Origin of the sequence: Hydrogenophaga sp. (assembly GCF_018780385.1) — a bacterium.
Taxonomy (GTDB): domain Bacteria; phylum Pseudomonadota; class Gammaproteobacteria; order Burkholderiales; family Burkholderiaceae_C; genus Hydrogenophaga.
On record NZ_JADMJO010000025.1, the window covers coordinates 90,084 to 113,929 of the forward strand.

At 58.2% G+C, this 23,846-nt stretch carries 19 protein-coding genes and 3 pseudogenes; 16 read left to right on the top strand and 6 right to left on the bottom strand.

Annotated elements, in window-relative coordinates; translation table 11 throughout:
* Positions 1-55 precede the first annotated feature (55 nt).
* Entirely contained in the window at positions 56-1,192 is a 1,137-nt protein-coding gene (locus tag IV113_RS11240; RefSeq protein WP_291084598.1) for an ATP-binding protein, read from the top strand.
* Between the two features lie 287 nt (positions 1,193-1,479).
* Here IV113_RS11240 and IV113_RS11245 read toward each other — a convergent pair whose 3' ends face one another.
* Together IV113_RS11245 and IV113_RS11250 are read right to left on the bottom strand one after the other, a co-directional pair.
* Positions 1,480-1,866 (bottom strand): hypothetical protein, encoded by a 387-nt coding sequence (locus tag IV113_RS11245; protein ID WP_291084601.1) that lies wholly within the window; start codon positions 1,864-1,866, stop codon positions 1,480-1,482.
* Between the two features lie 164 nt (positions 1,867-2,030).
* Positions 2,031-2,681, bottom strand: a complete 651-nt coding sequence (locus IV113_RS11250; RefSeq protein WP_291084604.1) for a response regulator transcription factor — start codon at positions 2,679-2,681, stop codon at positions 2,031-2,033.
* Positions 2,682-3,156: 475 nt separating this feature from the next.
* Between IV113_RS11250 and IV113_RS11255 the strand changes: the two genes are divergently transcribed.
* Entirely contained in the window at positions 3,157-3,870 is a 714-nt protein-coding gene (locus IV113_RS11255; RefSeq protein ID WP_291084607.1) for a FliA/WhiG family RNA polymerase sigma factor, read from the top strand.
* 292 nt (positions 3,871-4,162) lie between these two features.
* On the opposite strand, the gene IV113_RS11260 is transcribed toward IV113_RS11255, so the two are convergent.
* Positions 4,163-4,372, bottom strand: a complete 210-nt coding sequence (locus tag IV113_RS11260; protein ID WP_291084610.1) for a S24 family peptidase — start codon at positions 4,370-4,372, stop codon at positions 4,163-4,165.
* Positions 4,373-4,748: 376 nt separating this feature from the next.
* Between IV113_RS11260 and IV113_RS11265 the strand changes: the two genes are divergently transcribed.
* From IV113_RS11265 to IV113_RS11285, 5 genes are all read left to right on the top strand, one after another.
* Positions 4,749-7,673 carry a PAS domain S-box protein gene (locus IV113_RS11265; protein ID WP_291084614.1) on the top strand — a complete coding sequence of 975 codons (2,925 nt, stop codon included), beginning with the start codon at positions 4,749-4,751 and terminating at the stop codon, positions 7,671-7,673.
* Positions 7,670-8,836, top strand: coding sequence for a response regulator (locus tag IV113_RS11270; protein ID WP_291084617.1), 1,167 nt, complete (start codon positions 7,670-7,672; stop codon positions 8,834-8,836). Before IV113_RS11265 ends, IV113_RS11270 begins: the two co-directional genes overlap by 4 nt.
* Positions 8,837-9,080: 244 nt before the next feature.
* Entirely contained in the window at positions 9,081-9,569 is a 489-nt protein-coding gene (locus tag IV113_RS11275; RefSeq protein ID WP_291084620.1) for a Cache 3/Cache 2 fusion domain-containing protein, read from the top strand.
* A gap of 13 nt (positions 9,570-9,582) precedes the next feature.
* Complete coding sequence (locus tag IV113_RS11280) at positions 9,583-11,172, top strand: methyl-accepting chemotaxis protein (RefSeq protein WP_291084623.1); 1,590 nt, start codon at positions 9,583-9,585, stop codon at positions 11,170-11,172.
* A 130-nt stretch (positions 11,173-11,302) separates the two neighbouring features.
* Positions 11,303-11,791, top strand: a complete 489-nt coding sequence (locus IV113_RS11285; protein WP_291084626.1) for a GAF domain-containing protein — start codon at positions 11,303-11,305, stop codon at positions 11,789-11,791.
* Between the two features lie 182 nt (positions 11,792-11,973).
* Here IV113_RS11285 and IV113_RS11290 read toward each other — a convergent pair whose 3' ends face one another.
* On the bottom strand, positions 11,974-12,546 hold the full coding sequence (locus tag IV113_RS11290) for a sigma-70 family RNA polymerase sigma factor (RefSeq protein WP_291084629.1): 573 nt from the start codon (positions 12,544-12,546) through the stop codon (positions 11,974-11,976).
* 797 nt (positions 12,547-13,343) lie between these two features.
* Between IV113_RS11290 and IV113_RS11295 the strand changes: the two genes are divergently transcribed.
* A complete protein-coding gene (locus IV113_RS11295; protein WP_291084632.1) occupies positions 13,344-13,640 on the top strand; it encodes a hypothetical protein in 297 nt (98 codons plus the stop codon).
* Between the two features lie 471 nt (positions 13,641-14,111).
* Here the strand turns inward: IV113_RS11295 and IV113_RS11300 are convergent.
* Positions 14,112-14,545 (bottom strand): annotated as a pseudogene (locus tag IV113_RS11300) (IS3 family transposase); the annotation flags it as partial.
* A pseudogene (locus tag IV113_RS11305) lies at positions 14,537-14,812 on the bottom strand (transposase); the annotation flags it as partial. The pseudogenes IV113_RS11300 and IV113_RS11305, both read right to left, overlap by 9 nt.
* Before the next feature lie 449 nt (positions 14,813-15,261).
* On the opposite strand from IV113_RS11305, the gene IV113_RS11310 reads away from it, so the two are divergent.
* The 8 genes and pseudogenes from IV113_RS11310 to IV113_RS11345 all read left to right on the top strand — a co-directional run bounded on the left by IV113_RS11310 (position 15,262) and on the right by IV113_RS11345 (position 23,816).
* Positions 15,262-15,882, top strand: coding sequence for a DUF1326 domain-containing protein (locus tag IV113_RS11310; RefSeq protein WP_291084635.1), 621 nt, complete (start codon positions 15,262-15,264; stop codon positions 15,880-15,882).
* A gap of 71 nt (positions 15,883-15,953) precedes the next feature.
* Positions 15,954-16,586, top strand: coding sequence for a DUF1326 domain-containing protein (locus tag IV113_RS11315; protein ID WP_291084638.1), 633 nt, complete (start codon positions 15,954-15,956; stop codon positions 16,584-16,586).
* Positions 16,587-16,612: 26 nt separating this feature from the next.
* On the top strand, positions 16,613-17,392 hold the full coding sequence (locus IV113_RS11320; RefSeq protein ID WP_363318607.1) for a DUF2182 domain-containing protein: 780 nt from the start codon (positions 16,613-16,615) through the stop codon (positions 17,390-17,392).
* A 478-nt stretch (positions 17,393-17,870) separates the two neighbouring features.
* A pseudogene (locus tag IV113_RS11325) lies at positions 17,871-18,100 on the top strand (IS5/IS1182 family transposase); the annotation flags it as partial.
* Between the two features lie 252 nt (positions 18,101-18,352).
* Complete coding sequence (locus IV113_RS11330; RefSeq protein ID WP_291084641.1) at positions 18,353-20,413, top strand: TonB-dependent siderophore receptor; 2,061 nt, start codon at positions 18,353-18,355, stop codon at positions 20,411-20,413.
* A gap of 138 nt (positions 20,414-20,551) precedes the next feature.
* Positions 20,552-21,730 carry an MFS transporter gene (locus tag IV113_RS11335; RefSeq protein WP_291084644.1) on the top strand — a complete coding sequence of 393 codons (1,179 nt, stop codon included), beginning with the start codon at positions 20,552-20,554 and terminating at the stop codon, positions 21,728-21,730.
* A 200-nt stretch (positions 21,731-21,930) separates the two neighbouring features.
* On the top strand, positions 21,931-22,848 hold the full coding sequence (locus IV113_RS11340; RefSeq protein ID WP_291084647.1) for a Fe(3+) dicitrate ABC transporter substrate-binding protein: 918 nt from the start codon (positions 21,931-21,933) through the stop codon (positions 22,846-22,848).
* A complete protein-coding gene (locus tag IV113_RS11345; protein WP_291084650.1) occupies positions 22,845-23,816 on the top strand; it encodes an iron ABC transporter permease in 972 nt (323 codons plus the stop codon). The genes IV113_RS11340 and IV113_RS11345 overlap by 4 nt, the downstream gene beginning before the upstream one ends.
* The last annotated feature ends 30 nt before the right edge of the window (positions 23,817-23,846 follow it).

Consider the following 23,846-nt stretch of genomic DNA (forward strand, 5'->3'; position numbering starts at 1 on the left):
TGTTGGTCCGCATTGTGCTTCCAGCAGACGCTAACTTTTATCACGGAATCAAAACATGGTCGAGCACGACGATATCGACAATAAATCTACGCCGCGCCTGCTCATCGTCGACGATGAAGACCTTCTTGTGCGCACGCTGCAGACGTTTCTGCGCATGCGTGGGTATGAGGTCGAGACATGCGCCACGCCCGCTCAAGCTCTCGATCACCCCGCGCTTTCGCAAATCGATCTGCTCCTCGCTGATCTACAACTTCCGCAAATGGACGGGATTGAGCTGATCGGCCAAGCACAGGCCCGACATCCCGATCTGTCGGCTGTCTTGATGACCGGTCATGCGTCGGTCGATTCAGCAGTGCAGGCAATGCGTGGCGGTGCCGTCGATTACTTGCAGAAACCTTTCGCACTTTCCGCGCTGGAGGCGGTGGTGGTCCGCGCGCTCAAGGTACAAAAACTGCAACGCGCGAACCGCGCACTGCAGGCCACTTTGCTGAAGCGAAACGCAGAACTGACGACTGTGAATCAGGATCTGGATGCATTTGCTGCTCGACTGGCGCACGACCTGCGCGGCCCAATCAACAACGTACGCGGCATCGTGGCGTTCTTGCGCGAAGAGATAGGAGCCGACTTGGAAACCGACCTGCAGGAACTGCTGGACCGCGCAGTACGTTCGGGCGACCAGTCACTGCGCATGGTGAGTGACTTGCTGGATTTCGCGCGCCTGGGACATGGCCACCTGAGATTGGTGCCGCTGCCGTTGGAGCCATTGTTGACGCGCTGCATAGAGGCAGCAGCACCGAATCTTCCTCCTGAGCGTTTCTATCTAGAAATCGGCCCATTGCCGTCCGTGCTTGGCCATGAGGGGTTGCTGTTTCAGGTGTTCCTGAACCTCCTTGACAACGCTATCAAATACAGCGCGCCCAAGCCGCAAACCAGGGTGTCCGTCGTGGCACACCCGCGTGGGGAGAGTCATGTGGATGTTGTTGTAAGTGACAACGGCGTAGGCTTTGATCCACAGCATGCCGAGCTGTTATTCCGCCCCTTCCAGCGGCTGCACTCGCGAAGTGAATTCTCGGGTGCGGGCATGGGTCTGGCCAACGTCAAGCGTATCGTCGAACGGCACGGTGGTCAGGTGGTGGCCAGCGGAGCCCCAGGCGAAGGTGCGACCATCACTGTCACCTTGCAACTGGCTTAGGCTCTCAAGCTGCGGAGATTGGTGCTCTTTTATGGGGATGTTGGGGCTGGCTAGAGTCCGACAGGGCCAGATCGACAAAGAGGGTCAACTCTGGATCAAGAAGTACAGCCCGTTCTTGCCGTGGGCAGATCTCGATCCTTACAGGGACGGCAAACACAGTTTCAGGCTGTTCACTGCGGGTCGGAATGGGTTTGCACTCCGCGAGCGGTCGGAACGCGTCTGCTAAACGATGCAGCTCTTGGAGGGCAATGCTGAAACGCAGGATGAATACAACGTCGTTGCAAACGCTACTGCATCTGATCAGACAAGCGGACCAGTGCCAGACGTAGCTCTGAAAGGTCTGGGTTCTGAGCGTCATCTACCCAAAGCGGGGTGCACCGAGGAAGGCTGTGCGCGATGAACCTCCGCATGGTGGAGCCAAGCATCGAATTTGGATTGGCATCGACGAGCAGGCAATGCGGTTCTTGAATGATTGCGCGCAACACCGCGTCTCCGAATGCGGGGAAACATTCAATGTAGCAACAAATGTTCAGCGCGGTCACGGCCTTGCGAAGGCTCTTGAGACGCAGAATGTCTTCGCAGACCAGTACCACCGTTGGAGGGCGGGTGAACGCAGTCGAAACGACTCCGCTGGAGGTCACGCGGTTGTTGGCGTACGGGGGAGACTTGAACACAGTTCGGACTCCAGGCTAGACAAGTCCGCCCGAGGCGAACAGATTTTTAATAATTACTGTATCGACTACCCAAGACCATGTCAGAGGAGACGCCGACGGCTGTTTTGCGGAACATCCAATACGAGCAATGCGGCGCTTTGCGACAGTACAGCTGCGCCTAGAGTTTACGAACCTTCGGGCTCGATCATGCCTTTGGTCAACGCGTAACGCACGAGCGCTGCAAGATCGGGGGTTCCCAATTTGGCCATGAGTCGGCTTCTGTATGTATCCACAGTCTTGGGCGATAGGTGCAACAATCGGCCAATCTCAGTGCTGGATTGGCCCTGTGCCACCAGGACAACAATCTGGCGTTCCCGCGCCGACAACGAGGCTACGCCATCGCCCTCGGGCGGCGCTGCCGCCATGAGGTCAGACACACCTTCACCCAGGAATGTTTTTCCGGCTAGCACCTGTCGAAGGGCCAGCAGCAGCTCCTGGTTGGGACCACCCTTGAGCAAATATCCGCTGGCGCCCTGGCGCATGCATTCAGCCACGTTGCGCGGCTGTGCAGACATGGTGAGAACGATTGCACGGGTGGTTGATCGGCGCTTCCGCAGCTCTTCCAGCAGCTCCAGGCCTGAGCGTCCGTTCAGGTGAAGATCGAGTACCACGATTTCAGGCTCCAGCACTCTGATCTCCACACTGCCACGTGTGAGATCGCCCCCCTCACCAACAACTTGATGGCCATTTTTTTCCAACACCAAGCGCAAACCATCGCGCAGCAGTGCGTGGTCATCGAGTAAGTAGCAGCGGCTCATAGGAGCAGATTGATCCATCTAAACGTCACTAACAAACATCCTTGAAGTGTGCCATTGAAACGCAACCGACGGGGCACTCTCGGGGCACGCCCACCTCTGCCCAAGCGGGTCATGACTCGAGCTGCCCGTCGACATTGGACGGTCTGGAATGCCGTCGCCGAACATTTCTAGGAGCAAAGCATGGGTACAGCCTTCGACCACATGGCTGAACGAGCGTGCGTCGGTTTGTGCAACCCCCAAGTGCAGCACATCGCGAGCAACCATGAAGGCGATCCTTTTTGGAGGTGAAGCCGTTGCTGACATCCCTGATTGTTGAGGGTGACCTGCCGCTTGCAGACGCAGCTGGCCCATTCAACTTGACGCGTCGAGAACTCCCGACAGACACCTTCGCCGCGCTTCCATAAAGTTCAACCATGGCCTCGCGCTTGAGGCATGCAATGGATGCACGATCTGTCCCCCCCCCGGTGAAGGTCTGGTCCAACTGGAGAATCCCATGGCCCTGAACACCACCCTGCAGCATCGCGAAGCGCAGCTCCGCAAGTACAGCTCAATAGTGCACCGAGCTGCTTATCACATGGTCTCAAGGCTTCCAGCTTCTGTGGAGGTGGATGATTTGATTCAAGCCGGCATGATTGGCTTGTGCGACGCCATGGACCGCTGCGTTCCAGAGGTAGGCGAGCTGGAGAAATTCGCCATGCCCCGAATCCGGGGCGCAATGATCGACGAATTGCGCGAGTGCGACTGGATGTCTCGGGGCGCTCGTAGGAGCCGTCGCGAGATTGATGGGGCGGTACAGCGGCTTCAACAACGCTTGCTGCGCCAGCCGGCAGCGCAAGAAGTCGCCAGCGAACTGCATATGGACATTCAGGAGTATCAAGCCCTCATGGGGAAGGTGCACTCCATGGAGTTCGTGCATCTTGAGGACATAGATTCGCTCGACGATGAGAGCGAGTCGCTGCTGGACAGTGCCTGTGGCGACTGGCAGGCCGATCCTCTCAGTCAGATCGAGAGCCAGCGTCGGCGCACGGCGCTGGTTGAGGCCATTGGCGATCTGCCTCAGCGCGAACAATATGTGATGGTGGAATGCTACGTAAACGATCGCAAGCTGCGCGAGATAGCCTTGGATCTGGGCGTCACCGAGTCGCGCGTGTGCCAACTGCGCAGCAGCGCTATCTCGACATTACGTACTCGTCTTCAGTCGCACTGAGTCCACAGGGTTGAGCGGTGGTATTCAACGGAAGCGAAATCGGCTTCTGCGTTGTCACTTTGAGGCATGGCTTGACCGGGCGTTGGCGAACCTGTGGAGTTGAAATTCAGCTTTGCCTTTGCGCTGAAGCTGCTGGCTGCCATGAGTGCGGAGCATGTGGAGGTACCTCGCATAAGGCCGCTCAACGGTCGAACCGGCGGAACACGCCCTTCACGACGCCCAGAACCCCCAGGGACGACGGCGCCTGAATGACGGTGTAGGTCGGGTTGGCGAGCTGGAGCTGCCAGCCACCTTACTCGCAATCGATGAAGAGGGTCTTGACCATGGGCTCGTTGTCTACCACGACCACCACGGTGTCGCCTTCCTCTGTGGTCGTGTTGCGCTCCACGTCGAGCATGTCCTTGTCCAGGATACCCGCGTCGCGCATCGAGTCGCCCCTGGCGCGGCAGACCCGGTGCGCTCGGAACCCGAGCTCAGAGCCGCCTCCAACTGACAAGAACACGCCCGCACGCTTGGCTGGTGCGCGTCGAAGTGCAGGTCGTCAATCAACACAAGGCAGGTACAACTACACAGGGAGAACCGCCCCGGCCGGGGCGGTTCAGGGCCCTGAAGGGAGCGCTACCCTGTGTAGCTATCGCTCAAGAGCAGAAGCATGGCCTCGTGCCACGGGGTGAGCTTTCGTCGTTTTGTAGTCGACCCTTGCGACCGTTCGTTAAGCACTGCCGCAACAGCCCGGGCGACCGTGTCAGCCCTTGTTAGGCGTCAAGAACTCCTGACAGACACCGAACTGGGGACTTTTTAAAGTTCGCCACAGGTGTTGCGCAGGTAGCCCGTCGTGCCTGGACACACCCTATCGTCAACCTTGCTCAAGAGTCACTATGCAATCCGCAACTTTAAGACCCGATGAAGCCCTTCGGCTCACCACTCTAGACGCCCTGGACGTGCTGGACACGCCTGCCGACCCTGTGCTTGACGGTCTGGTGCGCGCTGCAGCCCAACTGATAGGGTGTCCGATTTCGTTGGTCAGCCTCGTCGATGAAAACCGCCAGTGGTTCAAGGCGCGCGAGGGACTCGCCGCGCAGCAAACTCCGCGCGAGTTGGCGTTCTGCGCCCACGCGATTCTCCAAGACGACCTGTTCGAGGTCTGCAATTCCGAGGAAGACGAACGGTTTGCAGATAACCCGCTGGTGACCGGTGAACCCAGGGTGATTTTCTACGCTGGAGTACCACTGATGGTGGACGGTCACGCTATGGGAACACTGTGCGTAATTGATCACCAACCGCGCGAACTCACACTGGAGCAACGCGCTCTGCTGAGAGACTTGGCGCGATCGGCCGAACATTGGCTGCGCAGCCAGCAGATCGCCATGCGGCTTCAGCGCGTTGACGCCGACCGCCGTCATCTCTTCGACCAGATGGGCGACGGCATGCTGCTACTTGACCGCAACTACCGCGTGATTGACGCCAACCGCTCGACCGCCAGAATGCTGGGATACAGCGCTGACAACCTGCGGCACATGCTTCTTCACGAATTGCTGCCGGCCAGCGAACACGCGCGCCTTGCCCGAACCGTCAGGCATGTGCTCAAGGGCACAGAGCCGTGGGCTGATTGGCAAGTGCTTCGGCGCGATGGGAGCAGCCTCATGGCGGAGGTTAGTGTCCGTGTGCTGGACCAGCAGCGCTTCGTTGTGATCATGCGCGACATCACACATCGCCATGCACAGGAACAGGAGGTTCGTTTGTTGTCGATGGCGGTGGAGCAGAGCGCGCAAAGCGTGGTGATCACTGATCTGGATGGCAACATCGAGTACGTCAACGCTGCAGCCCTCTCAAGTTCGGGCTACACAATGTGCGAATTATTGGGGCGCAACCCGCGTCTGCTGCAATCAGGTAAGACGCCAAGAGAAACCTACGACCAGATGTGGGATCGGCTATTGGCTGGCAAGCCTTGGCGCGGTCTACTTTTCAACCGCCGAAAGAACGGCGAAGAATACGTAGAAGATGCGACCATCACACCGATCCGCGACGCCAAGGGCCAGGTGACCCAGTATCTGGCGCTGATGCTCGACGTGACGGAGAGACGGCGCCTCTCCGAGGAATTGGAGCGTCACCAATATCATCTGGAAGATTTGGTGGAGCAGCGAACCGTGGCGTTAGTGGAAGCACGCCGCGCAGCCGAGGCTGCCAGTGAAGCCAAGAGTTCGTTCCTCGCAACAATGAGCCATGAGATCCGCACACCCATGAACGGCGTCGTGGGAAGTGTCGATCTGCTCCAGCGTTCGGAGCTCTCACCCTATCAACGAGACCTGGTGGATACCGTTGGCGAATCAGCACAAGCCCTGTTGAACATCATTGACGACATCCTGGATTTTTCAAAGATCGAAGCTGGCCATGCGACGTTGAAACGCGAGCCAGTCTCCCTCGAAAGGCTCAGTGACAGCGTGTGCGATGCCTTACGCGCCACGGCTGCGTCTTGCTCGATCGCATTGCATGCGAACGTCGGGGAAGGTGTGCCGGACTGGATTCAGAGCGATAACGGTCGGGTGCGTCAGATTCTCTACAACCTGCTGGGCAACGCGATCAAGTTCTCGACCGATACTGGGCGCGCGGGCCGTGTGGAACTCCGGGTCCAGCTGTGCGGACCTGAGCTGCCCGGGCATCTGGAACTGAGCGTTATCGACAATGGTATTGGCATGCCCCCGGAGGCACTGAAGCGTATCTTCAAACCTTTCGTGCAGGCCGAGGGCACTACCACGCGTCGTTTTGGAGGCACCGGACTGGGTTTGTCCATCTGTAAACGCTTGACCAGCATGATGGGTGGCTGGATAGAAGCTGAGAGCTTGGAGGGCCAGGGTTCCTGCTTCAAAGTGACTCTGCCATTCGAGCTGGCACTGGCACCAAAACAGATCGAAAACGACAAGCCGATGACTGCAACAATGCCAGTTGGGCCGCGCTTCGCTCTTGCGGGTGGTCCGTTGCTGCTGGTGGCAGAAGACAACGAGATCAACCAAAAAGTGATTGGTCACCAACTCGCTTTGTTGGGCGTGGCGGTGGAGATGGTCGATAACGGCCTCGATGCGCTGACACGATGGCGTGCCGGCCGAGCCACACAGCGTCACGCCATGTTGCTGACCGATCTGCACATGCCGGGCATTGATGGCTATACGCTGGCTGCAACTATCCGGGGTGAAGAGATAGGCGGGCTGCGCATGCCCATCGTAGCCCTATCTGCCAACGCCTTGATCGGCGAGATTGACCGATGCCGTGCTGCCGGTATGGATGACTACCTGAGCAAACCCGTGCAAACGGAACAGCTTGGTGAGATGCTCAAGCGATGGCTTCCTCCAGAGGAAATGACCAGACTGGATTCTCTGGAGCATGTAGATTGCGAGGAAGTAGATGTGTTCAGCGTCGAGCTGGGACTTTGTGCTTACGACGACCAAGCTCTAGCGCGGCTGGTGGGTGACGACCCGGACTTGCTGGCCGATTTTCGACAGCGTTTCGTGCTGTCCGCCCTGAGCACTATGGACGAAATGCGCCGCGCTGCGAGTCGAGGTGACTTTGTGGGGATGGCCGATCTGGCACATCGCCTCAAATCGTCCTCGCGTGCGATCGGGGCTGTCTCTCTGGGTGCCTGCTGCGAACGTATTGAGCGCGCGGCTCCCACCGGTGTGGCTAACCAGATGCACGGGCATTTGGCCCTGATGGAAGACGCGTTAGCACACTTGATGACCCGTCTTACCGAGCAATCCGTTGAACAGTATTCGGATACTGGCATTTGGGCCCACAAGGACACCCAATGAGCCACAGAGAAGCCCGCATCCTTGTTGTTGGCGACAACGCGGTAGACGGGGAACAGGTCTGCAGCATGCTGCGCGATCGTTACCCACACGTTGAAGCAACGACAGATCCGATGAAGTCGGATGCGGTGTTTGACAGGGTGAGGCCGCAAGTGCTGGTGCTGGCCTTCAAGTCGGTAGAAGCTTGCGAACGCTTCTACCTTGGCTTGTATCGACGTAGTGATGTGATCCAGTCGCTCATGCACCGCACGCTGTTGCTCTGCGATAAAGAAAGCGTTCGCCGCGCATTCGATCTCTGCCTTGAGGATGTCTTTGACGATTACGTGCTGTTTTGGCCCCTCGTCCACGACGCCAAGCGTCTGGCAATGTCAGTGCATCTGGCGCTTGAAGCACTTGACCAAGAACTCGCGTTGGCACCGCTGTCGGAATTGGCTACGCTGGCTCGCCGCGCTGAAGCGCTGGAGGAACAGCTGGCGCAGCAGGTCAAAGTTGGACGCATCCACGCTCAAAACGCGCAATCCACTGCACGCCAGGCTCAGGCCTCGGTCAATCGAGCCATGGGCGGCCTGTCTGAAAGAATCTTGTCTACCGGACTTGATAGCGCTTTAACCGTGCGGGACGCCTCGCGGGTGGAGCAGGCTTTTGGCGTACTGCAGCGTGAGTCGTTGATCCCTACGCTAGAAGACATGGTGCAAGCAACGCAGCCTTTGCGAGAGTGGGTGGACACCATCACGAGTGAATTGGCCGAACCCTTGAAGGCAACGCGTGATCTGGTGAAGCACGCAAAAGTGAGCCGACCACAATTGCTTGTGGTGGATGACGATGAGTACATGCGTCGTCTGCTCAAGCAGTTGCTTGTTAGCGCGCACTATGAGGTCGAGGCGGTGGGCACAGCGATGGACGCCCAGCGTTTCTTGATAACGAACAGGCCAGACCTCATCCTGATGGATTTTCTACTTCCTGACTCGAATGGAATTCTTCTGATGCGCGAGATCAGGGGTGGCCAGTTTAATTTGGACATCCCTGTGATCATGCTCACCGGTCAGACTGCAAAGCAGGTGATCGTGGATAGCAGAAAGGCTGGCGCAGTGGACTTCATTGCTAAACCCTTCAATCGCGATTTGCTTCTGAAGAAGGTTGCCCAGCATCTGGGTTCTGGGCAATAAAGCTTGTCACATCCCCCGAATCCAAGATCTCGTAAAAATAAGGGTGTGAATGGTCCCTTCAGATCCGCTTGACTGCAGCGTTCTTCTTTACTCAGCCAGAGAGAACGTGAAGGAATAGTTGGCACCACCGCGGCCAGGTGTGGGATCAATCACGCGACTCGTGTCAAGTTTGAAGGCTGGTCGTCGATATACATCTCACGGCCATCGAAAGGTCGACCTTCAACCCATCCTTGCTGGAGTTCTCATGAAACTGAATCGCGTCCTCATGCTGGCCACGCTGGCTGTCTCTGCCTCCTTTGCCCACGCCAACGACCCCAAGGCCACCATCGCCGACCTCGACGGTCGCCTGGGCAAAATCGGCGCTCCGCGCGTTGAAGGCACAGACACCGTCGCCGGCAAAACCGTGCCAGCCCTGTTCTTCGGCGAGCGCAAGATCAACAACAACTTCGACGTGGTCGACGGCATCCGCAAGAGCCACCAGGCCACCGCCACCGTCTTCGTGAAAGAGGGCGACGAATTTGTGCGCGTCAGCACCAACGTGCTCACGCCCGAAGGCAAGCGCGGCGTGGGCACCCAGCTCGCGCGCAACGCCGCCTACGAATCCGTCAGCAAGGGCCAGCAGTTCTGCGGTCCCATCGACGTGCTCGGCACCGCCTTTGATGCTTGCTACAACCCCATCAAGGACGCAGGCGGCAAGGTGATCGGCGCCAGCTACATCGGTCACAAGAAGTGATGGCGGTGGCGCGATGAAAAAACTTCCCCATCCCTTTGGCTGGCTCCGTCGACTGACGGTCGCCCAGCAGCTCTTCGGCGCGTTTGCGTCCATCCTGGTGTTGACGGCTGCGCTCGGCGCCACCGCTTTGGTGGGTCTGAAGAGCGTGGATGGCGAAGCCATCGCGCTGTCCCAGAAATGGCTCAAGGGCGTGGGCGCCCTGTCGGACGCCCGCGCGCTCGCGGTTGAATTTCGGGAGTTCGAGATCAAGCACAGCCGCACCGGGGACACCAGTTACCACGCCGAGTACGAAGACAAAATGAAGGAGTCCGGCAAGTCTCTGCAGGCCTTGTTTACCGGTTATCAGGGCCGCGTGTCGGGTGATGAAGAGACGGCACTGAACACGAAGTTGACCACCGCGTGGGCCGCCTACCTGCAGGCCAACGAGAAGGTCATCAAGCTCGGTCGCGACAAACTCCAGCAGGACGCCGCCGACATTGCCGATGGCCTGTCCAGCATGGCATTTGATGAGGTGATCACGAACCTCACGGCGCTTCTCAAGTACAACTACGACGGCGGCGAGGCCTCCGCCACGCTGGTGACTACGGTGTACGACCAGGCACGGTTTGCGGTGATGGGTCTGATTGGTCTGTCGCTGGTGGTCGGCATCAGTCTGACGTTGATGATCACCCGCAACATGCTGCGCCAGCTCGGGGGCGAGCCGCGCACCGCGGTGAGCATTGCCAGGGCCGTGGCAGAGGGCGATCTGACGACGCCGATCCATCTGCGCAAGGGCGACACCGACAGCTTGCTCGCCTGGTTGCAGGCCATGCAGCAAGGTTTGTCCAAGGCCGTGACCGATGTGCGCCGCAGCTCCGATTACGTGTCGCACGCCAGTGGTGAGATCGCTGCGGGCAACCAGGACCTCTCGGCCCGCACCGAACAGCAGGCCAGCGAGCTGCAGCAGACCGCCGCGACCATGGAGCAGCTGGGCACCACCGTGCGCCACAACGCCGACAACGCGCGCCAGGCCAGCCAACTGGCCCAGAGCGCCTCCAGCGTGGCGATCCAGGGTGGCGAGGTGGTGGGCCGCGTGGTGCAGACCATGAAGGGCATCAATGAGAGCAGCCGCAAGATCAGCGACATCATCGGTGTCATCGACGGCATCGCGTTCCAGACCAACATCCTGGCGCTCAACGCGGCGGTGGAAGCGGCGCGTGCGGGTGAACAAGGCCGTGGCTTTGCGGTGGTGGCCGCCGAAGTACGCAGCTTGGCAAAACGCAGCGCCGAAGCGGCCAAGGAAATCAAGGGCCTGATCGGCGCCAGCGTGGCCCGTGTCGAGCAGGGCTCTGCCCTGGTGGACCAGGCCGGTACCACCATGCAGGAAGTGGTGGCCTCGATCCGCCGCGTGAGCGACATCGTGGGCGAGATCAGCGCGGCGAGTTCCGAGCAGAGCTCGGGCGTCGAGCAGGTCGGCCAGGCGATCACACGCATGGACCAGGGCACGCAGCAGAACGCCGCGCTGGTGGAGGAAAGCGCCGCGGCGGCCGACAGCCTCAAACAACAGGCGCTGCAGCTGGTGGGTTCGGTGGCGGTGTTCAAGACCGGTTTGGCCCGCGCATGAGACGCGTTTGCGATCCCGAGAAGCCAACTGACCTAAACGGTGTCTCTACAGGTGTTGGTCGGCGAAAGATCTGAGGAATATTCTCGTTGCAGCATGTTGTTTACATCACAAGAATAAATTACGGAGTCCAATGCATTTCGATCTTCATGCTGTGAATGAAAATTTACGCATACAGACATTGCACGATTTATTACTTCTGAACACACCGCGCGAAGAAAGATTTGATCGAATTACAGCATTCGCAGCAAGCGAATTTGATGTGCCCATCGTACTGATCTCGTTGGTTGATCAAGAAAGAGTTTGGTATAAATCAACCGTTGGTGTCCGTTTCAGCGAGGGTGCTCGCCAGGAGTCATTTTGCAGTCATGCTGTGTCGATGGTGGAAACACTGATTGTACGAAATGCGTTGGAAGATCGTCGCTTTAACGCAATGTCTGTTGTTCTTGGTGAGCCGTGTGTCAGATTTTACGCTGGTGCTTTGTTGCGGTTACCTAATGGATTGAACGTTGGTACCTTGTGTATCATGGACAAGACCCCGAGAATATTTGATCGGATGGACACGGCCATCTTGGGTGGATTGCGCGACTTGGTCGTACAAGAACTATCAAACCGAAATTGAATCTTGCGTTATCATTCGACAACACTCGAAGATAATAAAGACACCTGCACACTGGCCGCTTCGACCATTTTGTCCAACGATGCTCTGGACGCCATGTCCTAGCGATCGTGCACCGCAAATGGCGATCCGATACTCCGTCAGGACTTACGCTTGGGATAGTTGGGAGAACGCAGTGTCGATACTCAGGCAAAGCGACCCATGCAGGTGCGCAGCTGGTCCAGCCCGCGGCGGATCCAGGTCTTCACGGTGCCCAGGGGCAGGCTGAGTTGTTCGGCCAGTTCGTTGTGGCTGAGGTCGCGCAGATAAGCCAGGCTCACCACCTCGCGCTGGCGGCTCTCCAGCTTGGCCAGGCACTGGTGCAGCGCCCAGGCCTGTTGGCTGGCGAGGGTGGTGTCCATCGGATTGGGCGAATTGCCTTCGATGGAGTCGGACATCGCGTCATCGAACTCGTCGGTGAGGTGGCTGCGCTCGGCGCTGCGCAGGCGCAAACAGTCGAGCGAGCGGCTCCGAACAATTAGGCCCAGCCAGGCCATTGGCGGACTGAGCGAGGCACGGTAGTCGCCGGCGCTGCGCCAGACCTGCAAAAAGGTTTCCTGCAGTGCGTCTTCGGCCCATTCGTTCTTGCCGACCACGCGCATGGACAGACCATAGAGCTTGGACGAGGTCAGGTCGTAGAGGGCTTTGAGCGCGCACTCGTCACGCAGGGCGACACGATCTATCAGCTCCATCAATTCATCGTCTGGATACAAGCTCATTTACGGACCTTTACAATCTGCGAGGCTGATAATACCAAGCGTTGGTGATGGTGGGCTGTGCTGTGAGGTGTAATCTTTGTATTCAGGTTCACTCATAGTGAATCTGATGGTCATCAAGTAGTCAGTCTAAACGGCATTAACCAGCTCAAATTCATTGTTTGCTTGGTGTCTTTCTTGTATCCATGACAAATTTCTCTAATCCACTTTGTTGATTTAAGGTGACTCCTGGCTGTCGTGAATATGAATGCCACCATTCTTGAGCCCATCCTGATTCCGCAAGACTGGACCGACAAAGTACTTTCTTCGGCAATGTTATGCAAGGAGTATTCCCTACATCCGCCGTCGCTCACCCGCTATGGGTTTCATTGCGGCTTGGCTTTCGGTACATGAAGAATCATTGGTTGACGATATGCTCTTGTATGTAAGACAGCGGACAGCAAGTGAACGAATAGCTTTGGTACAGGCTTTTTGCTCGCAGCTGCGTTTCAATGCGACACTGGCAAAAGTGGGTTGGTTTGACCGCTGACGCCGCAGCACATTGCTGATGCGTTGGGTTTGTTTCTTGTTCACACCAACAAAACTATGTTCAAACTCCAAAAACTCGGGTTGCACGAGATGAAGGACGGTCGTTTATTTCGCTGTGATGTGAAAGACCTTACACGGCTCTCCGAGCTTTATGGGGATGAATATATGCCTCGCCCACTATAAGTTTGACTGGAGTTCTCATCAATTCGATTTGATATAAATTCAATTCACGAAAGATTAAATTAACGTCAATTTGTCACGATTAACGGATCATGACATCATTTTCTGCCATGCAAGACGAAAACAAACTAATTTACTCGGCTTTAAATCAGACTTGTACATGGAACTCTCGTAGTGTTGTCATTCGAATTTACAGATTACCGAATACAGGCTGGACTGTTGAGGTGATTGACGAAAATCACAACACGACAGTGTGGGATGGTGAATTTGAAACTGATCAAGAAGCTTTGAATACGGTATTGAGTGATATTAAAATGGAGGGTATTAGCGCCTTTATTGCGGATGCGTCAAGTCAGAATTTGCGCCGATTTGGAAGAGTTAAAAAATAAAACTCTAAAATAATGACTTTTAACATTGATGTAATCACTCGGCCGCTTTAGTCGTTGTTCCTGATGGTATTTACTGGTTAACGCCTCGATTGCTTACACGCACTCTGGATGCTTTGTACATTGCGGGCTTTGTCAACCACTGTCAGATCTTTATTCCCATTACTTCATGCTCGCTGAGCAATCGGTGCTTTTTCTCTCCTATGTCGTAACTGCTGTCTACTTTGATTCAGGCCAACGTGGTGCTTCGCACATTGCCGGCGTCAAAGCCCCAGATCACATGGTTCCAATGCATACAGTGCTGCTTGCTCGCAGTCTCAGTCCGCTGCAGTTTCTCCGTGTGACACCAGTTTGTTAGCCATCGCATAAGAGTTGGTTTCTTGTTTATTACTGCCTCTGCTTTACGTTGCATAACATGTTGGCTTCCGTTGAAAACTGACCCACTGCGGGTGCAGCGTAATTCTTGAACTGGTTTTAGTTGATTAAGCCCAGACTTTCGCGGTATTCGATGGGGCTGAGGGGGCCAACGATATCTTGATCCGTTTTTCGTTGTATCAGAGGATGTACTCGTGCACCGCTCGGATGAACACCTCGATGGTGGTCGACTTCCAATCCCGCGGGTAGAACATCTCATTCTTCAGGCGTCTAAAGAATCCTTCGCAGGCCGCGTTGTCCGGTGAGCACCCCTTGCGCGAAATCGACCGTGTCAGGTTTGTACTGTGCATCCGGTCAAGCCGGGCCAGTCAGCGGTAATGGGCATCACGGTAGGAGTGAATGATCGGCTTGCTGTCGCACGATTGCACCATGTCAATGTCCGCATGGAGCATCGTGTTCACCAACTCGGAATCCGGTCGGGTACCAAGCGTCCAGCTCACCACCATGCCATCGACGCATTCGATCAGCCACATGTGTTCGACTTTTAGCTGGGTCTCGCGCTCCAGCCGGCGGCTGGACTGGATGCGATTGAAGTAGCCTTAGATGTAGAGCTTGAAAAGAACTGCCGGTTGATAACCAGTTCGGCCAGTGGAGGAGTGATCTGCGCCCTCAAAGTCAAGAGCGCCGAGATCGAGTTCATTGACGAAAGCATCGACGAAGCGTACCGGCTTGTCTTCGTCGACGTAGTCATCAAGGCACTCTGGCAACAACGTGACTTGGTGTCGGTCTGCGCCTTCGATGAATCATTTCATGGGTCCCCTCACTGCAAATGGGGTGGTCGATTTTTATTTTTGGGATGCACTTTGAGTAAGTGTTTTCAGACAGCCTCGGCCCATCGGCGACATTCACCGGCCCGGATTGGTCGGGGCGAAGCAGCCGTTCTTGCGGGACGTCACCGAGGCGCCCTACGACAGGCCGATCCGAGCTCGGCTCCGTGAAATCAGCTGCTGTACAAATTTCAATGGACTACGCCGACCACCGCGGTATGCAGATGCGGCAACCCAAACGTGATAACGCGTACGCCGCTGGCCCGCGTGGTCAAGGTCGTGTCCGCTGCACTCGTCTCGAGGAGTCGGCGGCGGGGGATGTGCTCAGCGGGATTGATGTTCGCCCGGCGAGGGACTACCATGGACATCGCGCGAGACCGACCTGGGATAACCCCCGGGCTGCCGAGCAGCGAGGAGGAGCCATGCTGGAATGGAACTTTGAGGCTGACTATTTCACCGCTTGCAATTGCGACTGGGGTTGCCCTTGCAACTTCAACGCCCGACCGACGGAGGGTCGGTGCATGGGCTGGGGGGCCTGGGCCATCAACCAGGGCCGCTTCGGCGACGTCTCACTAGATGGCGCGAGGTTTGCCCTGTTTTACAAGTTCCCGGGCCGGGTCGAAGAGGGCCATGGAACAGCCTGCGCGTATGTCGACAGTCGCGCCACGGCGGCGCAGCAGCAGGCCCTCGAGCAGATCGGCATGGGCAAGGCCGGCGGCGGCATCTTTGTCCTCTTCGGCGCCGAGCTGGTAACCACCTGGCTGCCGGCCAAGCGCGCTGCGATCGAGTTCGAGCTGAACGACGGCCGCGGGCGCGTGGACATCGACAGCTACGGTGCGGCCGAAAGCGAATTGCTGAGCTACCCCGATGGCACAGTCATCCGCCCGACCGAAGACCTGCCGCATGGCATCGAGTTCAAGCGTGGGTTGATGACCAACGCCCGGCGCTGGTGGTGGCGTGACGACGACCTGCTGGCGAGCTACGCGGACAAGTATGGCGCCGTTGCGGCGGTGCGCTTCACGCAGGACGGTTGCGTGGGTTGAAACGCTGGGGTATGTCGTCGGCCCCGGCTCCCTGCTGACATCGTGACGACCCAACTTCAAGGAGACGAGACATGGCACACGCAAACTGGCGCCTCGAAGGCGAATGGCTGAAGAACTGCACTTGTGCTTACGGCTGCCCATGCGACTTCAACGCCCGGCCGACACAGGGTCATTGCATGGGTTTCTTGGGCATGCGCATCATCAAGGGACACTTTGAGAACACGAGCATGGACGGCGTGACCTTCTTCGCTGTCGTGTCCTTCCCGGGCCCGCTGCACGAAGGCAACGGCCAGCTGCAGCCGATCATCGATGAGCGCGCCAGTCCGGCACAGCGCGAGGCGCTGTTCAACATCATGTCGGGGCAGAATTCAGCCGAAGGCACGCTGTTCCACATTTGCAGCTTGATCGTGACCAAGATGCACGAGCCGATCTTCGCGCCGATCACGCTTGAGTTCGACGAGGCCGCGCGGAAAGCGCGCCTCGTGATCCCCGGCGTGCTCGAAACCGAGGTTGAGCCGATCAAGAATCCGGTAACGGGCGCCGACCACCGCATCCAGATCGTGATGCCCGAAGGCTTCGAGCACCGCGTCGGCGAGGTGGCTTCTTCCAACATCCGCAGCGATGGCGCCATTAAGTTCGAGACCAGGGGCGGGCACAGCACGCTGGCCCATGTGGTGCAGACGCCGCAGGGCGTGGTCGCCTGACGCTCGCGCATGGAACAGGCGCCATCGTGACGGCAGGCACACTGATCGAAGGGGCGCTGCGTCGCGAGCGCGCCCTCGTCGTCGGCTGCCTCCTGTTCGTGATCTCCTTGTCTTGGGCCTACCTGCTCATGGGTGCCGGGATGATGGAGGAAATGGGCGACATGTTGATGCCGATGAGCAGCGGGCCGTGGACGCCAGGCCATGCACTGCTTGTGCTGGCGATGTGGGCTGTGATGATGGCCGCGATGATGCTGCCCAGCGCCGCGCCGATGCTCCTGCTGCATGCAACGCTGGCGCGGCGCCAGGGCGAACGCGGCGAACCGGCCGCAGCCTCGGGCGCCGTCGCGGCGGGTTACCTCACCACTTGGGTTGCCTTCAGCCTGGCGGCGACGACGCTGCAATACGCGCTCGAGCAAGCTGCGCTGCTGTCGCCGATGATGCAGACCAGCAGCCGCGTACTCGCCGGTGTGGTGTTGATCGCCGCTGGGCTGTATCAGTGGACTCCGCTGAAGCAGGCTTGCCTACGCCATTGCCGCTCGCCGCTCGACTTCGTCATGACCCAATGGCGCCCGGGTACGCGCGGCGCATTCGCGATGGGTCTGCGCCATGGCACAGTCTGTGTCGGCTGTTGCTGGATGCTGATGCTGCTGCTGTTTGTCGGCGGTGTGATGAACCTGGCCTGGATTGCCGGCATCGCGCTGTTCGTGATGGTTGAAAAACTCAGCCCCGCCGGACATTGGATCGGCCGCGGCGCCGGCTTGCTGCTGATCATCTGGGGTGTCGCGACGATGTTCGTCGCAGCCTGACGGTTTGGCGCGCGGGCAGGTGTTCGTGATGGCGCTCGGGCCTGCCGATCCAAGTGGGCGAGCAGTTTCTTGATCACCGGTTGCTCCAGAATCTCCTCGATGTCTTCAACCCTTCTCCGCAGTACGGGCGGTGCATCAGATCTATTTCGAACTCAGGATTGAGCAGCTTGGCCCAACTCATCGACTGAGCCGCTCCGAACCGGCCCTCCTGCAAACGCCTGCTCATGACCGATTGTTGAAGTCTAGCTGGCCGCGCACCTGCCCGGCCAACCTGCATGGCAACTGCGCGCTGCAGAGTCGACCCCTACTATCAAATTACGCGAGCCCAAGAGAGCCGTTGCCAGTGGCCAGGTCCCACCGTTCCCGCTGTCCAATAGAAACCGAACTGTGTGTCCAGCAGCGACCGAAATACGCATCGATCTATCGCGCAACCGCAAGAACACCAGCGGAGCATCCAGGCTCCACGCTTGGCACGCCACCCGAGGTGGAGTGCATTGCCAAGGGCAAGAGCAGGACGTATTACGAATTCGGCGTGAAGGTAGGCATCGCTGCACCTTGAAGCACAACCTGATCGTGGGCGCACGCGCCTTCACTGGCAACCCGTTTGATGGTTACACGCTGAGCACCCAGCTGGAGCAGGCCACCGTTCTGATGCAGGACACGGGCATGAAGCCCCCTATGGCGCATGTGGATCTGGGATACCGGGGCATACGCGGTACACGGGCTGTGGGTTAGCGCGCAGCGCAGCGCACCGGACCTGACGATGTTGGCCTGGCGAAACCGTGTCAAAACTTGAGGATGACATTTCCATCATGTTACAGTACATGATGCGAATCAATCGCATTCGCAATTCGTAAGCCGTTGGTGCAATGTCCCGTATGGGTGAATACACGGCTGTAGGTTTACAAAACAGTAAAGGCCCAGAGAAAAATGCGCAGTAACTTTGCCCGACATCCCGTCATGGTTGCCATACAAATGATGTTTGGCGTGATCGCATCCCATGCCGACGCCGCTGAACTGACTCAGGCTGAAACAGTGAAGCAAGTCGTACCGGCAACGACACTACCGACGGTAAATATTTTTACTGATTGGTTGGGTGCGCCAAGTTCCGATGCAGCAAAGAAACATCCTGGTGCCCGAACCGTCATCAGTGAAGATGACCTAGCGGACACCGGTGCACGCACCTTGGACGAAATCTTGCGGCAAGTGCCTGGCGTGACCGTCCTTGACGAGAGTGGCACGGGTGTACTGCCGAACATTGGTGTGCGCGGCCTCAATCCGCTACGCAGCGAGCAGGTGCTGTTGTTGCAGGACGGCATCCCGATGACGCTCGCACCATACGGCCAAACCGGCGCGTCGCTGTTTCCCCTCACGCTCAATGCTGTCGAGGCGGTGGATGTGGCGCGTGGAGGAGTGGCGGTGCACTATGGCCCCAACAACGTCGGGGGGGTGATCAACTTTGTCACCAAGCGCATTCCGGTAAAGCCATCCTTCTCGCTCAAGGAGACTTTGTCCTTTGCCAAGAGCGGCAGGATCTTGAGCGATACCTACGCGAGAGCCGGCGGTTTTGTCACCGAGAGTTTAGGACTGCAGGTACAGGCCAATGTGATCGACGGGCAGGGCGAACGCGCCCATTCCGACACCTCCGTACAAAACCTGACGCTCGATGCCAACTGGTTTCCAAATAACACTACAGAGATCAAAGCGGGACTGCAGCGTTACAAGACTCGCAACGAACTGCCCGGCGCTCTAACGCCGCGCGCATACGAACTGGACCGGACGCAATCGACCCGTCCGCACGATCGCTTCGATGGCGATACCACGCGTGCTTACGCGACTTACACACATCAATTCGGCGATGGGGCAGAACTCAGCTGGAGCAATTTCGGTCATCGCAGCCTGCGCACCTTTGCTTTCGGCAATGCGAGCAATGCAGACGTTGCATCCACTCAACGCCAATCGTCCCCAAGGGAATTCTCCGTGTATGGCACCGAGCCAAGACTCAGCTTCAACATCGATGGTCCAGTCAAGCAAAAAATCATGCTGGGCATGCGCTACATGCGCGAGGAAGTGGATTACAAGGTCGACAGCACCAATCTCGCCAGTGGCGCCTACACCGTCACCCGTGACTGGCGCTTCGAGAACGACGCCTACGCAACTTACGTCAGCGACACCTTTTCATTGTTGAGTGACAAACTGAAAATTACACCGGGTGTGCGTCACGAAGACGTCAGGCTTTCCTATCGCAACAATGCCACTGGCGTACAGACGCGTGATACGACCAAGGACTGGCTGCCGGGTCTGGATGTGGGCTATCAGGCGAACAATGACGTGTTCTTGTTTGCCAATGCTCACAGATCGCTGCGCCCAGTCCAGTTCACCCAGATTACGTTCGGTGGCGACCTGGCGGCAGAGCGTGCGAAAAACATTGAAGCTGGCGTACGCTGGGCCGTCACCCCCGAGCTGGATCTGTCGCTGACAGGATTTCGCTTCCAGTTCGACAACAAGCTGGAGTTTGTCAATGCCACTGTCGGATTCCGTAATCTCGGACAGGCGCGTCACCAGGGTGCAGAACTCGAGATGAAGTGGCGACCACAGGCGGTTAGAGGGCTAGAGTTCAAGACTGCTTATACGCAAGTGGACACCGAGCAGCAGTCCGGCTCGTTCAAAGGCAATAAGCTGCCCTACGCGCCGCGCCATCAACTGGCACTGGACACCACCTACCGGAGCGAAGGTTGGACCTGGAGCCTGAACGGGCATTACCAGAGCGAGATGTTCAGCGATGGCGCCAACACAGTAGCCGAGAACGCGAGCGGCTCAGTGGGCCGAATCCCATCGTACTGGTTGTGGAATGCGCAAGTCGGGTATGCCTTCAAGTGGAACGGTACCCGTATGAAGGCTGGTCTTGCGCTCAACAACCTGTTCAATCGTGACTACTACTTCCGTGGCGTCGACTACAGCCAGGGGCGCATGCCGCAACCGGGCCGAGCTGTTCTGGCGAGCCTGCAGATGGATCTGTAAATACAGATCGACAAAAGTGGGCTGCTCATCTGGTATCTGCTGTGGCGCGGCGACTCTGCTTGATAGGGGCATGAACTGTTTGGCCGACGTCAACAAGTTTGATGGGGATAGCGTGCCCAACTTTCTGAAGGTCCCACCATGACGCCGCCGTCTGTACCGCGCACTGTCTTACTGGCGGTGATGGTGGGTCATTTCATGGCCGCTTTCGCCGCGCTCGGCATGCCGCCGTTCTTCGCACTGATCCTAGAGCAGTCACTGAACAGCGAGGCGCACCATCTTGTCGGTTGGTTCTACGTTGTGCCGATCGCGTTTGCCGCGCTGAGCAGTCCTTGGTGGGGTCGGCTTGCGGACCGCTATGGCAAGAAGAAGCTTCTGATCCGAGCCCAGCTCGGGTTAGCCGCCAGCTTTCTGTTGGCTGGCTTTGCCACAGACATTTGGGTTTTCTTCGCTGCATTGGCACTGCAGGGATTGCTGGGCGGTACCTTTGCGGCTTCCAATGCGTACTTGGCGACCATTGCAAGCGGTTCAACCTTGTCAGATGGAATGAGCGCCTTGCAGTGGTCGGCGCGCGCTGCTCTTGTGGTCGCGCCTCTGACTTTAGGCCTGGCCTTACAGGCGGCTGAAAGCTCACCGATCGAAATGTATCGTTGGTTGGCACTGTTGCCCTTGGCTGCCTTAGCGTTGGCGCTCTGGCTGCCAACGGGCAACGCGGCGCATGAAATGTCAGTCGTGCACAAAGCTGTGGAGTTGGTTGAGGCCAAGCCAAGGCAGGTCTTTGCCCTGCAGTTCACTTTTGTGTTTGCGACGGTGGTGACTTTTCCCTATTTCGTCCCGTATGTACAGCAGCGCTTCGTTGGGTTATCCACCGGCATCGCCGGGCTGCTGTTCGGCCTGCCGCATGCTGTCTACCTGCTCGCGGCGCTGCCGTTGACCCGCTGGCTCGCTCACAGGAGGCGAACCGTCATCCTGGCTGCGGCGTTTGCCGCGCTGGCACTCTGCCTGGTGGGCCAAGCCCTGTCCGGCTCGCTCGGCGCGCTGATCGGGTGGCGAGTGGTGATGGGGTTGGCGATGACAGCGGGTTTCATTGCGCTGCACCGGCTGATCGCCGGGGCTGTGCATTGCAGTAGCGCCGGTCGTGCCTTCGGTTGGTTTGAAAGCAGCTCCAAATGGGGTGCAGTAGCTGCGGGCCTGTCGGCCGGCTTTGTTGCCCAGACTTTCGGTCTGGGCACGCCGTTTTTTCTCGGCGCTGCGATGGTGGCTTGCGCCGCGGCCTACTTGACACTGGCGACTCGCCACCGGTTACGCCCCAGCAGCTGACTCATCCCTCCCCAGAAAAAATCCGTGCAACACATATTCAATGCCCAACCCGCCGGACTGACGAGCCCGGCCGCGCGCAACGACGCACCGAACTCCATGCGATCAATGCAGTCCGCGCGTCGAAGAAACGCAACGAGGGGAGGTAGCGATCACATGACCATGGTGGGATGGAAATCCAAACTTGAACAAGGAACGAATAGATGAACGCACGAAGCGCACGAATTCTGCTGCCGGCGCTGACACTGGCGGCTGCTTGGCTGACGCCTGTGCGTGCCGAGATACGCGTTCGGCACGCACAGGGCGAGCTGGTGTTGTCGGAGCCGCCGAAGCGAGTGGTGGCGCTGGAGTTTTCCTTCGTTGACGCCTTGGTGGCGGTGGGCATGGCGCCGACCGGTATCGCCGACGATCGTCAGCCAGACCGCATCATTGAACCACTACGCGACGCGGTGAAAGGCTATACCTCGGTTGGCAGTCGCTACCAGCCAAGCCTTGAGACGATTGCAGCGCTCAAACCCGATCTCATCATCGCGGACCAGCGGCTGCACCAGGGGGTGTACGGCGAGTTGAAGGCCATTGCACCGACATTGATCATCGACGTTCGATCTTCCACCTACCAAGAGGACCTTCAAACACTGCAGATGGTGGCGCGAGCTCTGGGCAAAGAAGAGCTGATGCGTCAACGTTTGCGACGCCACGCGCAGGTGATGGACAAGCACGCACGCTCAATAGAGAACGATCAGAAGCTCACGGCGGTGTTTGGCGTCACCAGCGACAAAGGCAGTTGGTTGCACACCGAGGCGACTTATGCGGCTGGCGTGCTCAAGCGTCTCGGTTTCGACACCCCATTGAAGCCTGGGCGTAATCAAATGTGGTCCGAGCCCTACGCCAAAACAGGGCTTGAGCAATTGTTGGCGGTCAATCCAGACATCTTGCTGCTCGGGCGCTACAGCCAGCCATCCCAGATAGACAACTGGGCGAAAACTCCGCTGTGGCGAGGACTGAAGGCAGTACAAAACAAGCGCGTGTACTGGGTGGATGGCAACATGTGGGCTCGCTCGCGCGGTCTGATCTCCGCCGAGTTGATGACTGCACAGCTGCAGAGTCTGCTGCGGCAATGAAGCGAGCGCTGCTGGTCTATTTGGTAACGCTGCTGGCGCTGTTATTTGCTGCCTGGCTATCGTTGCTGGCGTTTTCTCCGCACCCACTGATGCTCTCAGGGCTGTGGGGGGGCGAGGATATGTCGGCAATGATCGTGCGCGACATTCGTCTGCCCCGTATGTTGGTCTGTGCATTGGTGGGCGTGGGTCTGGGGTTGGCAGGAAGCCTGCTTCAGGCCGTGACCCGCAACGCGCTGGCATCCCCCCACGTGCTGGGTATCAACCAAGGGGCGGGACTGTTCGTTGCGCTGTCGCTGGGAGTGCTGCAGCGTTGGCAATTGCCCACATTGGTGATGGCCTGCGCTGGCGCGATGCTGTCCGGCGCACTGGTGTTGTTACTTTCTGGTCTTCACCGCGGTCGTGCAAGTGGGGTGCGTCTTGTGTTGTCCGGCGTGGCGTTGTCTTCACTGCTTGCGGCAATGACTGACGGCGCAGTGATACTCAACGACGAGCTGGGTGTCAGCATCGTCGCTTTCATGGCCGGTTCCGTGGATGGGATGACATGGCAAGATGTAGCCGGTCTATGGCCTTGGGTTCTTTGTGCCACCCTAGGCGCACTGGTGCTTGCTCACCCGCTCAATTTGTTGCAACTGGGCAATGAAGCCGCGCATGCCCTGGGCCTGAAGACTCACACCGTGCGGATACTGTGCGCACTGCTGGTCGTGGTGGCCGCCGCCGCTATCGTCACTTATGTCGGCGCGATTCCTTTCGTCTGCCTCATCGTGCCGCACACAGCGCGTGCCCTGCTTGGGCGGCAAGACTATCGTCTTGTGTTGCCGCTGGCCGGTCTTCTGGGCGGTGTACTGATGTTGCTCTCCGACGCGGTGTCTCGCCTGATCAGCTACCCTTTCGAGTTACCCGTGGGTATCGTCACGGCTCTGATCGGCGCGCCGTTTTTTCTGTACCTGACCTGGAAGCAGCGGCGATGAGGGGACCGTCCACCTATTCCCCGCTGCTGC

What these genes read in the sequence shown, in the direction of transcription:
- IV113_RS11265 (WP_291084614.1), top strand. Translation starts at nt 4,749, where the DNA reads ATGCAATCCGCAACTTTAAGACCCGATGAAGCCCTTCGGCTCACCACT.
- IV113_RS11310 (WP_291084635.1), top strand. Translation starts at nt 15,262, where the DNA reads ATGCTGGAATGGAACTTTGAGGCTGACTATTTCACCGCTTGCAATTGC.
- IV113_RS11335 (WP_291084644.1), top strand. Translation starts at nt 20,552, where the DNA reads ATGACGCCGCCGTCTGTACCGCGCACTGTCTTACTGGCGGTGATGGTG.
- IV113_RS11250 (WP_291084604.1), bottom strand. Translation starts at nt 2,681, where the DNA reads ATGGATCAATCTGCTCCTATGAGCCGCTGCTACTTACTCGATGACCAC.
- IV113_RS11330 (WP_291084641.1), top strand. Translation starts at nt 18,353, where the DNA reads ATGGTTGCCATACAAATGATGTTTGGCGTGATCGCATCCCATGCCGAC.
- IV113_RS11280 (WP_291084623.1), top strand. Translation starts at nt 9,583, where the DNA reads ATGAAAAAACTTCCCCATCCCTTTGGCTGGCTCCGTCGACTGACGGTC.
- IV113_RS11270 (WP_291084617.1), top strand. Translation starts at nt 7,670, where the DNA reads ATGAGCCACAGAGAAGCCCGCATCCTTGTTGTTGGCGACAACGCGGTA.
- IV113_RS11345 (WP_291084650.1), top strand. Translation starts at nt 22,845, where the DNA reads ATGAAGCGAGCGCTGCTGGTCTATTTGGTAACGCTGCTGGCGCTGTTA.
- IV113_RS11315 (WP_291084638.1), top strand. Translation starts at nt 15,954, where the DNA reads ATGGCACACGCAAACTGGCGCCTCGAAGGCGAATGGCTGAAGAACTGC.
- IV113_RS11290 (WP_291084629.1), bottom strand. Translation starts at nt 12,546, where the DNA reads ATGAGCTTGTATCCAGACGATGAATTGATGGAGCTGATAGATCGTGTC.
- IV113_RS11295 (WP_291084632.1), top strand. Translation starts at nt 13,344, where the DNA reads ATGACATCATTTTCTGCCATGCAAGACGAAAACAAACTAATTTACTCG.
- IV113_RS11240 (WP_291084598.1), top strand. Translation starts at nt 56, where the DNA reads ATGGTCGAGCACGACGATATCGACAATAAATCTACGCCGCGCCTGCTC.
- IV113_RS11255 (WP_291084607.1), top strand. Translation starts at nt 3,157, where the DNA reads ATGGCCCTGAACACCACCCTGCAGCATCGCGAAGCGCAGCTCCGCAAG.
- IV113_RS11340 (WP_291084647.1), top strand. Translation starts at nt 21,931, where the DNA reads ATGAACGCACGAAGCGCACGAATTCTGCTGCCGGCGCTGACACTGGCG.
- IV113_RS11285 (WP_291084626.1), top strand. Translation starts at nt 11,303, where the DNA reads ATGCATTTCGATCTTCATGCTGTGAATGAAAATTTACGCATACAGACA.
- IV113_RS11275 (WP_291084620.1), top strand. Translation starts at nt 9,081, where the DNA reads ATGAAACTGAATCGCGTCCTCATGCTGGCCACGCTGGCTGTCTCTGCC.